Source organism: Tumidithrix elongata BACA0141, from assembly GCF_036349135.1.
Taxonomy (GTDB): Bacteria; Cyanobacteriota; Cyanobacteriia; order Pseudanabaenales; family Pseudanabaenaceae; genus Tumidithrix; species Tumidithrix elongata.
This window is the reverse complement of sequence record NZ_JAZBJZ010000133.1, coordinates 1-13976: the sequence shown is the minus strand read 5'-3', so window position 1 is coordinate 13976 and position 13976 is coordinate 1. Positions and strand designations below refer to the sequence as shown.

Sequence of the window (13976 nt, the reverse complement as noted above, 5' to 3'; positions counted from 1 at the left end):
CTTCTCTCTTTTTATTTTCGTTTTTCGTCTCTGACTGATTTTTAGAGGTGCCCTTTATGCCCAACTTTGATAATGAACCCGTACCTGAGTTAAGAAATCCTCAAGGCGTTTTTCAGTCTGGCGATCTGAGTTTGAGAATTGAAGGAGAAGTGGTTCCAGTTGTGGATCTGGAATTGGGAAAGCAGCAATCTGTCTATTTTGAGCATCATATTCTGCTATGGAAAACGCCCAATGTGCGTTTGGGAATGAAGGGATTAAAGGGAGCGGCAAGACGCTTTTTTGCAGGATTAGAGATTTTTGTCACTGAAGCCCATGGTCCCGGTAACATCGCTTTTTCCCGCGAAGCTCCTGGACAAATTGTGGTGTTAAAACTAGAGCATGGGCAAAAGGTAGATGTGAGAGAACATCAGTTTTTATTGGCAACAAGCAATGTTGAATACAGTTTCTTTTTTCAACGTGGATTGGTGAATATTTTATTTAGCCGCAGTGGTGGACTGTTTATCGATCGCTTTGAGGGGAAAAAAGAGGGAGGATTGCTGTTAATCCATGGCTATGGCAATGTATTTGAAAAGTATCTGGCGGCGGGAGAAATGCTGGATGTAGAACCGGGGGCATGGTTGTGGAAAGATTCCTCGGTCAGGATGGAGACGGTTACGGCTTTGCAATCTAGCGGTGGCATTTTGGGCGCGATCGGCGTAATGCTCGGTGGCATTTCGTTTACGCTCAATCGTTTTATTGGCCCGGGGCGTTTGGGCTTGCAGTCTATGACTTACCATCCACCGACTCCAGAAGGAGCAACGCAGGTAGGAGGGAGTAATAATTTGTGAGTTTGGGGAATATCGTAACTTTTTAACTGCGAAAGGAATTCTTGCGATTTGAAACCATATGCTTAAAGTCCTCATAGTAAATTAAGGGCGATCGCAAAAAAATTTGCAGTCTTTGTCGAAATTGCCATGCTTCGACCGTCATAGATTTAGAAAGCATAAAATACCTTTTTGCTTTGACCAAATCTATTACAGAAGTATCCCTATGAAGTACGCAATTTTGGTTTATGAGACAGAGCAGGATATTGCTAACCGCGATACCTATATGCCTGCCTACAATGCTTACTCGCAAGCTCTGGTTGAAGCTGGCGTGATGGCAGGTGGTGCAGCACTTCATCCCAGCCATACTGGCACAACCGTCCGTCTGCAAAATGGGCAAAGGAGCGTTCAGGATGGGCCCTATGCTGATACCAAAGAGCAACTAGGCGGCTTTTTTATCATCGATGTTCCTGATTTAGATGCTGCTTTAGAATGGGCAGCACGCTGTCCTGCCGCCAGTAACTGTGCCGTTGAAGTTCGTCCTTTGTTACCCATGAACGAGAAATAGGAGAAGATTGAATGAAACTTTATTACTTCCCTCCCTCTCCCAACACGCGCAAAGCCCATGCTGTTGCAATCCATCTTCAACTGCCTGTGGATTTGCAATTGGTGGATTTACAGAAAGGCGAACAGCATGCGCCAGCATTCCACAAGCTGAATCCCACAGGTCGAACCCCAGTCCTAGAGGATGGTGATTTCATCCTTTGGGAGTCAACCGCAATTATGCAATATTTGGCAAGTCAGATTCCCAACACCCTCTGGTCTGAGGATGTGAAAACCCGTGCGGATATTATGCGCTGGCAAAGCTGGCAGCTAGCTCACTGGCATCATGCCTGTCAACCTTTGCAGTTTGAAAACTTTGTCAAGCCGCTGTTGCAACTGGGAGAGCCCGATCTACAGGTGGTACAACGAGCAACTGAACTGTTTCACAAAGAGGCGACTGTGTTGAACGAGCATCTAGCGGAACGCAAATTTTTAGTTAACGATACCCTGACGTTGGCTGACTTTTCGGTTGCTAGCGAACTGACCTATGCCATTCCAGGACGCTTTCCCTTAGAGAACTACGCTCATATTCGAGCGTGGTATGCTCGAATGGAGCAGTTACATGCTTGGGAAAAAACCGCACCAAGAGGCTAATCCATGGATGCAGGTCAAGCAGCAGAATTAGCCGCACGAAACTCCTATGGACGATTGGTTGCCTACTTGGCAGCGCGATCGCGAGATATTGCATCTGCGGAAGACGCTCTCAGCGATGCTTTTCTCTCTGCTTTAAAACATTGGGCAGAAACTGGAGTTCCTAAAAATCCTGAAGCTTGGCTACTGACAACCGCGCGGCATCGACTGATTGATGCTGCGCGGCGAAATCAAGTTCAGGATCGCATTCTTAGTAATTTTAAAGAGTCAGCATTTGCCGCAGAATCTGAAGCTTCTCTAGAGGAGGTCGTTTTCCCAGACGATCGCTTAAAATTGCTGTTTGTCTGCGCTCATCCTGCGATCGATGCCTCACTCCATACCCCTCTAATGCTGCAAACCGTACTCGGTCTCAATGCCGCTCAGATTGCCTCAGCTTTTCTGGTTGCCCCTGCGACCATGGGTCAGCGACTGGTGAGGGCAAAAGCAAAAATCAAGGATGCGGGGATTGCCTTTGAGCTACCCTCTGTCAGTGAGTTACCTACACGCTTGGGAGCAGTGCTAGAAGCAATTTATGCTGCTTACACGAATGGTTGGGAAACAGTGACTGGAATCGACCCAAGACATAGGGGGCTGACCGAAGAGGCCATTTGGTTAGCACGTCTATGCATTCAACTCATGCCCAAGGCAGCAGAAGCGCGTGGATTGCTTGCCCTGATGCTCTACTGCGAATCTCGCCGTGAAGCCCGTCGAACTGCAAATGGTGACTATATTCCTTTGTTAGAACAGGACACCATGCTGTGGTCTCAAGCGACGATCGCTGAAGCAGAGCGCGAATTACTTCAAGCATCTACCTCTCAACAAATGGGACGATTTCAGATAGAAGCCGCAATTCAATCTGTCCACGCTCAAAGGGCTGTGACTCAGCGGATCGATTGGGATGCGCTTGCCTTGTTATACGAGGGATTGATTCGACTTTCGCCTACTTTGGGCGCCTTAGTGAGTCATGCTGCGGCGATCGCAGAAGCAAAAGGCTTAGCGCAGGGGCTAACACTTTTAGAAGCATTACCAATTGAATCAGTCAAAAACTATCAGCCCTATTGGGCGCTAAAGGCACATCTACTTAAGCGATTGGGACGTAAATCTGAGGCACTAAAAGCCTATAACCTCGCGATCGGTCTTACAGAAGATGCTGCGATTCGCGAGTTTCTGGTACGCCAATCTTTACCCTTGAATACATAATCCTTTAGTCCATAGAATGCTTGCCACAGTTAGATCTCCTAGGATCTCAAAGTCTGGGCGATCGCTTCCAGGGCTTCGTCACACCATGCCACCCAATCTTCTTGATAGCGAATGGCGCGGCGAATGACTAGGTGCATATAGAGATCTTTGAGTTCCAGCGATTCTAGATGCTTGGCAAAGTGTTCGTCTAGTTTTTTGACCTGTTGCGCCATGTCGGTATGGAGCTGTCGTCTTCGTTCGATTTCGCGGACGATCGCTTGACTGGGCACGAGATGCCCTGCTAATCCCATGACGCCTAAATCTTCACGAATCGCAGTGGGTTCCATGGGTTTGGTCAGCCAATCGGTGAGTTCTTGTTTGCCGCGATCGGTAATGGAATAGATTTTCTTGTCCAGTCGTCCTGGTTGGGGAATTGCCTCATAGGTGACGTCACCTTGCTGTTCTAATTTGGTGAGTTCGGCATAAACCTGTTGCTGGCTGGCTTTCCAAAAGCAACCCCCAAACCCTTCAGCAAATTCCTTAGCCACTTCATAGCCGCTGAGCGGTTGCCGCGATAGAAAGGCGAGAATGGTGTGCTTGAGAGCCATAGACTTGCGTTATTAAAAATAGCTTGACGAATTGAATTGTTTCAGTGTACCTTATTTTTTGTACTCAAAAACTTGAATACAAAAAATGTAATTCATAATGAGCAATATTAAGTTGGGTAGTTGGCAAAGGCGATTGCGCGAACGCTATGGCTCATGGGCAGTGGTTACGGGTGCTTCGTCTGGTATTGGTCGCGCGATCGCATTTAGGTTGGCTGAGGCAGGGCTAAATCTGGTACTGGTGGCGCGAAGCCAAGCAGCATTAGAGGAGATGGCAGAGGATTTGACTGCGCAGCATGGGATTGACGTTGAGGTTGTGAGACTTGACTTAGCATTAGAGTCAGCAGTTGAAACCCTCGCTGCTACTACCCGCGATTTGGATATCGGTTTGTTGGTAGCAGCGGCTGGTTTTGGCACATCGGGGCAGTTTCTTCACTCCCGACTGGAACAAGAGATGGAAATGCTCAACGTGAACTGCCGATCGCTTTTGGGGTTGAGTTGGCACTTCGGGCGGCGGTTCGCAAAACGCGGTCGCGGTGGCATCGTCCTGATGAGTTCGATTGTGGGGTTCCAAGGCATGCCCTTTGCTGCTCACTACGCTGCCACGAAAGCCTACGTGCAGACCCTTGCCGAGGCATTAAACGTGGAACTTGCGCCCTTGGGTGTGGATGCGATCGCTTCTGCCCCAGGCCCAACAAATAGCAGTTTTGCCCATCGAGCGGGGATGCAAATGGGCAAGGCGTTGAGCCCAGACGAAGTCGCTGAGGCAACCTTGAAGGCTTTGGGTCGCCAGTCCACCGTGTTACCAGGATTTTTATCAAAGCTACTTGTCTATTCGCTGGCACTGTTGCCTCGGTGGGCAAGGGTGAGAATTATGGGCAGTGTGATGCACGGCATGACGAAGCATCAACAAGGGAAAAACTTGGGTGTGGCGAGGGTTAAATAGCATGAGCCTGACCTGGACAAAAAATCGTTACTTCCCACTGGCACTCGTCGCGATCGCCTCTTTAAGCGTTGGTGCGATCGGCTATGTCGCGATCGGCAATCGTGCAACACCACCGCCGATCTCCCAAGTTCCCCTTAAGGTGGAAACCGTTTCGGCATTGGGGCGATTAGAACCCGATGGTGAAGTGATTCAGGTATTCGCTCCCACTTCCTTAGATGGGGCGAGGGTTGAGAGCCTCAAAGTGACTCACGGTCAGCAGATTCGCAAGGGCGAAGCGATCGCGTTTTTGGATACTTACGCTCGTAGGGAAGCAACGTTTCGCGAAGCCCAAGAACAGGTTGCTGTGGCATTATCTCGCCTGCGGCAAGTGGAAGCAGGCGCGAAGTCAGGGCAAATTCGAGCGCAGGCAAGGGTAGTCGATCGCCTCCAGATCGAATTACAAACAGAATCAGCGACACAAGAAGCCGCGATCGCACGTTTAGAAGCAGAACTTCGCAATGCCGAACTAGAAGGTCAGCGGTATCAATATCTCCAGACCGAGGGAGCGGTTTCCGCCTCCTTGCGCGATAGCAAACGATTAACCGCAGATACTGCCCAGCAAAGATTGCAGGAGGCGCAGGCTGAACTAAGTCGAATTCGCCGATCGCGGCAGCAGCAGGTGGCAGAAGCCCAAGCAACGCTCGACCAAATTGCGGAGGTGCGTCCAGTGGATGTGGATGTTGCCAAAGCACAGGTGGCACAGGCAGAGGCAGGCTTGGCAAGGGCAAAAGCCGAACTGGATCTGGCGATCGTGCGATCGCCGCAAGACGGACAGGTTCTCAAAATTCATACCCGCGCGGGAGAACTCGTCGGTAGTAAAGGTGTGATTAGCTTGGGACAAACTCGGCGCATGGTGGCAGTCGCAGAAGTTTATGAGTTGGATATCAGTCGCATTCGCATCGGGCAGTCAGCGATCGTCACTAGTAAGAACAATGCCTTTCCCGATCTGTTGCGGGGCAAGGTCGTAGAAGTGGGTTTGGAGATTAATAAGAAAGATGTCTTGAATACCGATCCTGCGGCGCAATTTGATGCGCGGGTTGTGGAAGTGAAAGTGCTTTTGGATGAAGCATCTAGCCGTAAGGTTTCGGGTCTAACGAATCTCAGCATTCAGGTAGCGATCGATGTCCAATCTTGATGTCCAGTCTTAAGGAAGATCTCCATGACACATAAGCTGCTCGAATTTATGAACAAAAAGATTGAGAAGAAAGGGACTGGTCAGAAAAAGAAAAAGCCGCTGTTTCTCGCTTGGTTGCAATTACGGAAGGAACGAGCTAGGTTGCTGGTGGCGATCGCGGGGATTAGCTTTGCCGATCTTTTGATGTTTCTGCAAATGGGCTTTCGGGGTGCTTTGTTTAGCAGTGCCGTGGAATTCCATCAAAGTTTAAATGGCGAAATTGTGCTCTTAAGTAGCCGATCGCGATCGCTGATTTCCCTAGATAGATTTACGGAAAGAAGGCTCTATACCGCCGCAGGTGTCACAGGGGTGGAATCTGTCAGCCCAATCTATCTCAATTTCATTCAGTGGCGCAATCCCTACAACAAGGAGATTTGGGATATCTATGCCGTGGGCATCAATCCAGAACATCAAGTGATGAATTTAGCAGGCTTGCAAGCCAATTGGGAGAAGTTGCGTGAACCCGACACAGCCCTATTTAATGCCAACTCCCGCAGCGAATTCGGCGCGATCGCCCAACACCTTCAGTCAGGGGAATCCGTCACGACCGAAATTAACGAACGGCAAATTCAGATAAGGGGACTGTTTCGCCTCAGCCCCACCTTTGGAATCAATGCCTATCTGATTACCAGCGACATCAATTTCCTACGCATGGCTCCCTTCCGACAAAAAGGGCTGATTGATGTGGGTGTGGTTAAGCTCAAACCAGATGCGGATGTACAAAGGGTTCTGGCAGAACTGCGATCGCGCCTACCCAATGATGTCAAGGTCATGACTAAAGCAGAATATATTCAAGCTGAAGTTGCGTTTTGGAATGCCAGTACGCCCGTGGGTTATACCTTTGATTTAGGCGTGGTAATTGCTTTTATCGTCGGGGCTGTAATTGTCTATCAAATTCTCTACAGTGATGTCACCGACCATTTGCCAGAATACGCCACGCTCAAGGCAATGGGATTTCGCGATCGCTATTTACTGATTGTGGTCTTCCAAGAATCCTTAATTTTGGCGGCATTGGGTTTCCTTCCAGGCACAGCGATCGCCTTAGGTGTGTACGAGATTACGAAGATTGCCACATCCCTACCGATGGCGATGGATCTTGGGCGAATTGTGTTTGTCTTCCTTCTCACAGCGATCATGTGTTCTGCTTCTGCTGCGATGGCAGTGCGAAAGTTGCAGACTGCCGACCCTGCTGATATTTTCTAGGAGTAGTCTATGTTTCCATCTCACGCGCTAGAAATCCCCGAATCTATCCATGCATCCTCTGAACCCGTCATCTCGATTGCCAATCTCAATCATTACTATGGACAGGGTTCGCTGCGCAAACAGGTGCTGTTTGAGATTAACCTGCAAATTCAGCGGGGCGAAATCATAATTATGACGGGACCATCGGGTTCTGGCAAAACGACGCTGTTAACGCTGATGGGCAGTTTGCGATCAGCTCAGACAGGCAGTTTATCCATTCTCGGGCAGGAGTTGCTCAACGCCAGTCGCGAACAGATGACCTTGGCGCGTCGCAATATTGGGTATATCTTTCAAGCCCACAACCTCTTGAACTTTCTCACGGTTTATCAGAATGTCGAAATGGCTTTGGAAATCCACGACATCACCGCAGCAGAGGCAGACGATCGCATTCGGCATGTCTTAACAGCGGTAGGTCTAGCCCATCGCATGGATTACTATCCCAGCGATCTGTCAGGCGGACAGAAACAAAGGGTGGCGATCGCTCGCGCCCTCGTCAGCCAACCCAAGATTATTCTGGCGGATGAACCCACCGCTGCCCTCGACAAGAAATCAGGACGCGATGTGGTGGAAATTATGGAGAAACTGGCGAAGGAACAGGGTTGTACGATCCTACTCGTGACCCACGACAATCGCATTCTCGACCTCGCCGATCGCATCATTTATATGGAAGATGGATATTTGGTGGATCGCTCTGATAGCGAAGCGATCGCGTCGTAGTAGATTATCCACTTTTTCTTTCCGCAGCGTTCGCACTTTACCATGTGGGTTGCTATAGTTCGTCCCAATCGCGCCATTCCACTTGTTGTACCTCTAAATAGCGATCGACAGCTTGACCGATGGTTGGGAAAAAATTCTCAGTGCCCAACTTGCTAAACAAACCATAACGTTTCAACCGATCTTTAACGGGCCCTTTCATCTCAGCAAAACACAACTCGATGCCCACATCTTGCAAGGTTCGATCTAGCTCGGCGATCGCATCGGCTGCAGTGACATCAATATCGGTTACAGGTTCTGCCGCCACGACCACCCATTTGGTTGGGGTTGGCGCATCGGCAACCGATCGCATGACTTGATAGTTAAAGGTTTCGGCATTGGCAAAAAATAAAGGGGCATCCCAACGAAAAAGCACTAACCCAGGAATTCGTCTGGCTTCGGGATGTCTGACAATATCGTGATAGCCTTTGAGTCCATCTACCCGACCGAGTACCGCATAATAGGGTCGCCACGCACTCCAAACAAACGCTAGCAAAGCCAGCCCCACCGCAATAAAAATTCCTTGAATCACCCCCAGTAAAGCGACTCCCAAAAAGCAGACAATCGATAGAAAAAACTCAAACCGACGCAGTTGATAAAGGCGCAAAACACTGGAAATTTCCACGATCGCAAAAGTTGCGGAGATCACCACTGCACCAAGGGCAGCGTGGGGCAGGTCTTGCAGCAACATTGGCACAAAAAATAGCAACAAAGCAATACATAATGCTCCCACCACACCCGTAATTTGGGTTTTGGCTCCCGCTGACTCCGCCACGGGCGTGCGCGATGCACTGCTGCTGACTGAAAAACCTTGGAAACATCCCGTAGCAATATTCACAATGCCCAAAGCAATCAGTTCTTGGTTGCGATCGACTTTATAGCCACCCCTTAGAGCAAAGGTACGCGATAGCACGCTCATATCGGCAAAAGAGACTAAAGCGATCGCTACAGCACTCGACAATAAAACATTGAAGTCACTCGACGTAATCTGGGGAATTTGAAAGGTCGGCAAACCCTGAGGCAAGATACCGATAACCGAAATATTTTTAGTCGTCGCTAGCCCAAAGCTGGAAGTAATCAAAGTTGCACCGATCGCGGCAACCAAGACACCTGAGATTTTAGGGAAAAATCGCTTAAATCCCAAGATCGTCGCGAGGCAAGATATTCCGATCGCGAATGCCGTCCAATTGGTTTTACCTGCGAGAATCCCTTGCACCAGTTCATTCAATTCTTGTAAGAGGCTATTCCCATGCACAGAGAAACCAAATAATTTGGGTAATTGCCCGATAAATACAGTCAAGGCAATCCCATTCAGATAACCATAGCGAATGGGTTTCGATAGTAATTCTGTAATAAATCCAAACTTGGCAATTCCCGCAAAAATACAGAGAAATCCCGATAAAATCGCCAACATTCCCGCGATCGCTACGGTACGGTTCGTATCGCCATGGGATAGGGGCAGTACCGTGGCAGCAATCAGGGCAATCAATGCGGAGTCAGGGCCTAGCACCAAAATGCGGCTGGGGCCAAAGATGGCATAGGCGATTAAAGGAACGATTGTGGCATACAGACCATAAATAGCGGGTAACCCTGCGGCTTCGGCATAGCCCATGCCAGCGGGGATGAGAATCGCTGTGAGTACCAATCCCGCACTAATATCTTGAAGTAGCCATTGGGGCTGATAACTGCGCAGCACCGTGAGAATGGGAAACCAACGAACGAACCCGTAGGGATAGGGGGAAGGGTTAAAGGGATTATTTGCGGGAGGGGGAGAAGGTAAAGGATCTGTCAAGAATCTGCCTCGGTAACTAGCTGTAGCTGAGGTTTTTCTCGTTCCCCAACCAAATTAGTCTACTTGACACTTGACACACCATGAAAGGAAGGTTCTGAAACCTAGCAGCTATGTCTGTTTGGTGATGAGCAGTTTACTCAGGTCGAGATGGGGAGCGATCGCATCGGCAAGTTGGTCAAAGATGCGATCTCGTTGTTGTTGATAATCTAAGGTATCGATAGGTAAGGGTGAGATGCCGCGCTTATGCCGTAACTGATTTAACCAATGGCGTCGCCACTTCCCACTGTCAAATAATCCGTGCAAATAGGTTCCCCATACCCTTCCATCCGTAGTCACCATACCGAGTTCGGGATCGTCAAACAGTTCGCTGATCTGATTTTCTTGTTCTGGCAAAATCCTAGAAATACCTTGATGAATCTCATATCCCGCGATCTCAAACCTGCTCTGTCCGAATTCCCGCTCAAATTCCCGATCGAGTTCCTTCCCAAATAACGAACAAATAGACAGGGCTTGACGCTGGCGGAGAATTTTAGTGTCGGTAATCGTGGTTGTAATCGGCAGGAGTCCTAATCCCGCATAACTTCCCGATTTCCCTTCTCTACCCTCTGGATCGGCGATCCCTTGTCCTAACATTTGCAGACCACCGCAAATCCCTAAGATTGTGCCGCCACCTTGCCAATAGTCGCGCAACTGGTCAGCCATCCCAGATTCCTGTAGGGCGATCAGATCGGCGATCGTGGTTTTGGAACCGGGTAAAATTACAGCATCGGGATTCCCTAAAGCTTGGTTCAATGGAACAAAGCGCAAATCCACCGTAGACTCAGCGATCAGCGGATCGAAATCCGTAAAGTTGGAAATTCGAGGTAGTCGTAATACCGAAATACTTAGGTCTGTAGGCGAGAGCCGACTGCGACGTTCAAACAAACTCACCGAATCTTCGGCAGGGAAGGCGATATCGAGGTAGGGAATCACGCCGATCACGGGAATCCCTGTATATTCCTCTAGCCAATCGATCCCAGATTGCAGAAGAGATCGCTGTCCTCTAAATTTATTGATGACGATGCCTTTAATCTGCGATCGCTCCTCAGGGGTAAGCAGTTGCAAGGTTCCCACCACATGGGCAAAGGCGCCGCCCAGATCGATGCTGACAACTAAGATTGTGGCAGCATTCAAATGCATCGCCACCCGCATATTGGTTAAATCGCGATGCTTGAGGTTAATTTCGGCGGGACTGCCTGCTCCTTCGCAAATCACCAAATCAAACCGATCTGCCAACTTCGCTAAGGAAGCTTGAATGCATTCCCAACCGCGATCGAAGTAATTTTGATAGTACTCCGAGGCTTGGGTTACACCTACAGCTTTGCCTAAGAAAATCACTTGGGAAGTCATATCGCCTTGAGGCTTGAGCAAAATGGGATTCATTTCCACGCTGGGTTCGACTTGCGCTGCCCATGCTTGCACAGCTTGAGCATAGCCAATTTCACCCCCAGTTTCTTCCCCTTCCATCTTGACAACATAGGAATTGAGGGCCATGTTTTGCCCTTTAAAGGGTGTGACTTTCCATCCTTGGCGATGGTAAAGGCGACAGAGCGCGGCACAGATTAGAGATTTTCCCGCATTGGAAGTGGTTCCCACCACCATGATTGCTTGCATAGAGACTAAACGGTATGATTACCTGAAAAAATTTAAGTAATTTTCTATTCTTTCAGCCTTCGCATCATAACCTATACCAACTTTCATGTTTGGTTCATACCTGAGCGATCGTTAGATGCTCTAAGCACATTTCCCTCTTACGCTAAAATCTTTCTCATGAAATCTAGCCGATTAACCTGGAAAATCCTTTGCTTTCTCTAAATTTCAGCTAAAATATTTTGGTGCAACTGAAGTTGATTTCAAAGGTGCTGAATTTGATATGGAATAAGTAGCTCTGACTTTCACTTAGCGCATGGACAGTTTTTGGACTATCGGTATGCCTTAGAAGATGAAGATCCAGAGCGCGTTTTATATTTAGCTGTACCTCATTTCGTTTACCAAACTTTTTTTAATTTAGCTTTTATTCATAGTGTTGTACAACGAAGTCAATTGAAGCTTTTAATCTATAACTTAGAACAGGAGACTATTGAGCGATGGATAGAGTAACTGTTTATAGGCAATATATTCAACAGTTATTGCAAGCAAGGGCAAATCGTTCTATGCAATCCTCAAAGGAAGTTGAGGCTCAGACTATTTTTGATGTCGAGCGAGATCATTACCAATTGGTCTATGTGGGTTGGAAGCGAAACGGGATAAGGGACTATGGATGTTTGTTACATCTAGATATTAAGGATGGAAAAATTTGGATTCAATATGATGGAACGGAAGATGGGATTGCTTATGAATTATTAAAATTAGGTGTACCAAGTCAAGATATCGTATTGGGCTTTCAACCTGCTAGAGTGCGCTCTGACACTGAGTTTGCTGTAGGTTAAGTTTACACGTCTTCTCATCGTCATTATCCCGAATTAGACGGATTTTAGCGATCGCTTTTCTGTAAACTTCATGATTAGAAAGTTCAGATTTTGACAGGCTATATTGAGGCAATTAGAGGCTTGGTGGCGTTGATGTAAAGGAAGCGATCGCGTGTTTGCGGATGACTGACCATAAAGCCTACCTGAGCGATCGCGGCTAAAAGTTCGGATGTTTTTTCTGCCCAGCGACTTTGGGGTTCAGCGATTAGTAAGCTGCCTCCACCCTTGAGCGTGCGATATGCCTCTTTGAGATAGTCTGCATAGTTTAGCCCCATAAGAGAGAGAGAAAATACGGCAACATCGAGGGTTTTGTCGTCGAGAGGTGTATGGGTAATGTCACAAGCGATGACTTTATCGTTAATGGCAATGTGATCGAAAGAGCGAACGATATTGGGGAGCAGGTCAGCTAGTTTGGCTTCACCACATCCAAAGTCACCAATCACCAGATCGGGATGGTTTCGCAGACTCTCGGCAATTTTTTCATAGGGAACTTCTGTCCAAGTTTGACGGGCTTCGCGATAGAGAGTGTGGTATTGATACCATTCTTCGGGGTTTTGGGTGAGGCGATCGTGGGTGGTGTGGCTATAGGAATTATTGAAACGGTTATTCATAGCGGAGAATTCACCAAAGCGACGTTGTAGGATTTTAGCGATCGCTTCTGGTAAAGGTACGCGCAATTCTTCGTGATCGATTTCAAAAACTTCGCCGCGCTCAAGGCGATCGATCCATCCTTGCAAGGCTTCACCTGCTTTTTGCAGCACGACTTTTTCAGATGCGAGTTCGCCTTTGGGAATTACGCCATCAAGGGCAGTATCGGCAAGGGACTTCTTCCATTGGATGCGATTCCATCGGTACTGACGATCCCACGACCATACATCATCGTTGTGAGCGAGGACAACTTGGGGAATTACCACTTCTACTTTTTCAAATTTCGAGCCTTGGCGATAGAGCCGCCCGACTAATTGCTCGTATTCGGCATGAGTCCAAGGTAGGCTGGCGATAATCATGCGATCGCAAACGTACTGCAAACCATTTACTCCCGTCCCGATGGGAGCCGTACCGATCAGAATATCGATTTCTCTTTTGACGAAATTGTTTAAGGATGATTCTCGCTGATGGGAATCTTCGATGCCCGTGAATAAGCCCACTGTATAGCCTGCGGCGGCGATCGCTTTGCGGAGAGGTTCGACCATGCCATCGACATAGTGGGTATAAACGAGCGTTCCTGTTTTGAGATGGTTGATGATGGTGTCGATTTTGGCTTCTAGCAAGACTTGCTCGACGGCTAGGGGACTGACTTTAATTGCCTGCACTAAATCAGGTCGCAGATTTTCGCCTGAGATTTCGGGGAAGATTTCGGCAATTGCGATTTTGTAATTGGGGCGGTAGCGAATGCCATACAGCATCAGTTTTTCGTGCATGGCGAGGGCATTGGCGATCGTGCTAAAGGTTTTGAGTTCGTCAAATTTTTCACCTCTGGTCATTTCCAGTAGTGCTTTGGCTTTGTAGAGGTTGTTGATCACGGGTGTGGCACTCATGCCCAAGACGCAGAGTGATTTTTTGACGGATTTGATGAGTAAATACAGGTTGATTTTAGACACAATAAAGTGCATTCCATTTTATGAATGCACTATCTAATAATTGTTTGCTCTAGTAGACTACGGCGTAAAAATGTCTACCGTTAAACTGCCAGAGCCTTTCCT

Annotated in this window: 15 protein-coding genes; 10 read left to right on the top strand and 5 right to left on the bottom strand. The window is 48.2% G+C overall.

The features are described from left to right. The first annotated feature begins 56 nt into the window (after positions 1 to 56). Positions 57 to 827 (top strand): AIM24 family protein, encoded by a 771-nt coding sequence (locus V2H45_RS22240; RefSeq protein WP_330485880.1) that lies wholly within the window; start codon positions 57 to 59, stop codon positions 825 to 827. 22 nt (positions 828 to 849) lie between these two features. Here V2H45_RS22240 and V2H45_RS22235 read toward each other — a convergent pair whose 3' ends face one another. Beyond that, positions 850 to 984 carry a hypothetical protein gene (locus tag V2H45_RS22235; protein ID WP_330485879.1) on the bottom strand — a complete coding sequence of 45 codons (135 nt, stop codon included), beginning with the start codon at positions 982 to 984 and terminating at the stop codon, positions 850 to 852. Positions 985 to 1029: 45 nt separating this feature from the next. Here V2H45_RS22235 and V2H45_RS22230 point away from each other — a divergent pair, with 45 nt between their 5' ends. The 3 genes from V2H45_RS22230 to V2H45_RS22220 are packed head-to-tail and all read left to right on the top strand — an operon-like array spanning position 1030 to position 3236. Next, the gene (locus V2H45_RS22230) at positions 1030 to 1371 is read left to right on the top strand and encodes a YciI family protein (RefSeq protein WP_330485878.1); all 342 of its coding nucleotides are present in this window, start codon (positions 1030 to 1032) and stop codon (positions 1369 to 1371) included. Between the two features lie 11 nt (positions 1372 to 1382). Then, on the top strand, positions 1383 to 2000 hold the full coding sequence (locus V2H45_RS22225; RefSeq protein ID WP_330485877.1) for a glutathione S-transferase family protein: 618 nt from the start codon (positions 1383 to 1385) through the stop codon (positions 1998 to 2000). 3 nt (positions 2001 to 2003) lie between these two features. Then, entirely contained in the window at positions 2004 to 3236 is a 1233-nt protein-coding gene (locus V2H45_RS22220; RefSeq protein ID WP_330485876.1) for an RNA polymerase sigma factor, read from the top strand. A gap of 38 nt (positions 3237 to 3274) precedes the next feature. On the opposite strand, the gene V2H45_RS22215 is transcribed toward V2H45_RS22220, so the two are convergent. After that, the gene (locus tag V2H45_RS22215) at positions 3275 to 3823 is read right to left on the bottom strand and encodes a PadR family transcriptional regulator (RefSeq protein ID WP_330485875.1); all 549 of its coding nucleotides are present in this window, start codon (positions 3821 to 3823) and stop codon (positions 3275 to 3277) included. A gap of 97 nt (positions 3824 to 3920) precedes the next feature. On the opposite strand from V2H45_RS22215, the gene V2H45_RS22210 reads away from it, so the two are divergent. Genes V2H45_RS22210 through V2H45_RS22195 form a run of 4 tightly spaced genes read left to right on the top strand, consistent with a single transcriptional unit; the run spans position 3921 to position 7938 of the window. Next, on the top strand, positions 3921 to 4766 hold the full coding sequence (locus tag V2H45_RS22210) for an SDR family NAD(P)-dependent oxidoreductase (RefSeq protein WP_330485874.1): 846 nt from the start codon (positions 3921 to 3923) through the stop codon (positions 4764 to 4766). Between the two features lies 1 nt (position 4767). Continuing rightward, on the top strand, positions 4768 to 5940 hold the full coding sequence (locus tag V2H45_RS22205) for an ABC exporter membrane fusion protein (protein ID WP_330485873.1): 1173 nt from the start codon (positions 4768 to 4770) through the stop codon (positions 5938 to 5940). Positions 5941 to 5988: 48 nt separating this feature from the next. Then, positions 5989 to 7182: an ABC transporter permease DevC gene (devC, locus tag V2H45_RS22200; protein ID WP_408648868.1), complete on the top strand. Its 1194-nt coding sequence runs from the start codon at positions 5989 to 5991 to the stop codon at positions 7180 to 7182. Between the two features lie 9 nt (positions 7183 to 7191). Beyond that, positions 7192 to 7938 carry a DevA family ABC transporter ATP-binding protein gene (locus V2H45_RS22195; RefSeq protein ID WP_330485871.1) on the top strand — a complete coding sequence of 249 codons (747 nt, stop codon included), beginning with the start codon at positions 7192 to 7194 and terminating at the stop codon, positions 7936 to 7938. Between the two features lie 52 nt (positions 7939 to 7990). Here V2H45_RS22195 and V2H45_RS22190 read toward each other — a convergent pair whose 3' ends face one another. Together V2H45_RS22190 and cobQ are read right to left on the bottom strand one after the other, a co-directional pair. Beyond that, positions 7991 to 9766 (bottom strand): SulP family inorganic anion transporter, encoded by a 1776-nt coding sequence (locus V2H45_RS22190; protein WP_330485870.1) that lies wholly within the window; start codon positions 9764 to 9766, stop codon positions 7991 to 7993. Positions 9767 to 9874: 108 nt separating this feature from the next. Further along, positions 9875 to 11419, bottom strand: a complete 1545-nt coding sequence (gene cobQ / locus V2H45_RS22185) for a cobyric acid synthase CobQ (RefSeq protein ID WP_330485869.1) — start codon at positions 11417 to 11419, stop codon at positions 9875 to 9877. Positions 11420 to 11683: 264 nt separating this feature from the next. On the opposite strand from cobQ, the gene V2H45_RS22180 reads away from it, so the two are divergent. Together V2H45_RS22180 and V2H45_RS22175 are read left to right on the top strand one after the other, a co-directional pair. Next, positions 11684 to 11905 carry an element excision factor XisH family protein gene (locus tag V2H45_RS22180; RefSeq protein WP_330485881.1) on the top strand — a complete coding sequence of 74 codons (222 nt, stop codon included), beginning with the start codon at positions 11684 to 11686 and terminating at the stop codon, positions 11903 to 11905. Further along, positions 11893 to 12234 carry a XisI protein gene (locus tag V2H45_RS22175; RefSeq protein ID WP_330485868.1) on the top strand — a complete coding sequence of 114 codons (342 nt, stop codon included), beginning with the start codon at positions 11893 to 11895 and terminating at the stop codon, positions 12232 to 12234. The genes V2H45_RS22180 and V2H45_RS22175 overlap by 13 nt, the downstream gene beginning before the upstream one ends. Positions 12235 to 12332: 98 nt before the next feature. On the opposite strand, the gene V2H45_RS22170 is transcribed toward V2H45_RS22175, so the two are convergent. Then, the gene (locus tag V2H45_RS22170) at positions 12333 to 13874 is read right to left on the bottom strand and encodes a helicase-related protein (protein ID WP_330485867.1); all 1542 of its coding nucleotides are present in this window, start codon (positions 13872 to 13874) and stop codon (positions 12333 to 12335) included. Positions 13875 to 13976 lie beyond the last annotated feature (102 nt).

Coding starts and splice junctions, on each gene's coding strand:
- V2H45_RS22195 (WP_330485871.1), top strand. CDS start 7,192: ATGTTTCCATCTCACGCGCTAGAAATCCCCGAATCTATCCATGCATCC.
- V2H45_RS22235 (WP_330485879.1), bottom strand. CDS start 984: ATGCTTTCTAAATCTATGACGGTCGAAGCATGGCAATTTCGACAAAGA.
- V2H45_RS22175 (WP_330485868.1), top strand. CDS start 11,893: ATGGATAGAGTAACTGTTTATAGGCAATATATTCAACAGTTATTGCAA.
- devC (WP_408648868.1), top strand. CDS start 5,989: ATGAACAAAAAGATTGAGAAGAAAGGGACTGGTCAGAAAAAGAAAAAG.
- V2H45_RS22225 (WP_330485877.1), top strand. CDS start 1,383: ATGAAACTTTATTACTTCCCTCCCTCTCCCAACACGCGCAAAGCCCAT.
- V2H45_RS22220 (WP_330485876.1), top strand. CDS start 2,004: ATGGATGCAGGTCAAGCAGCAGAATTAGCCGCACGAAACTCCTATGGA.
- V2H45_RS22210 (WP_330485874.1), top strand. CDS start 3,921: ATGAGCAATATTAAGTTGGGTAGTTGGCAAAGGCGATTGCGCGAACGC.
- V2H45_RS22230 (WP_330485878.1), top strand. CDS start 1,030: ATGAAGTACGCAATTTTGGTTTATGAGACAGAGCAGGATATTGCTAAC.
- V2H45_RS22205 (WP_330485873.1), top strand. CDS start 4,768: ATGAGCCTGACCTGGACAAAAAATCGTTACTTCCCACTGGCACTCGTC.
- V2H45_RS22240 (WP_330485880.1), top strand. CDS start 57: ATGCCCAACTTTGATAATGAACCCGTACCTGAGTTAAGAAATCCTCAA.
- cobQ (WP_330485869.1), bottom strand. CDS start 11,419: ATGCAAGCAATCATGGTGGTGGGAACCACTTCCAATGCGGGAAAATCT.
- V2H45_RS22215 (WP_330485875.1), bottom strand. CDS start 3,823: ATGGCTCTCAAGCACACCATTCTCGCCTTTCTATCGCGGCAACCGCTC.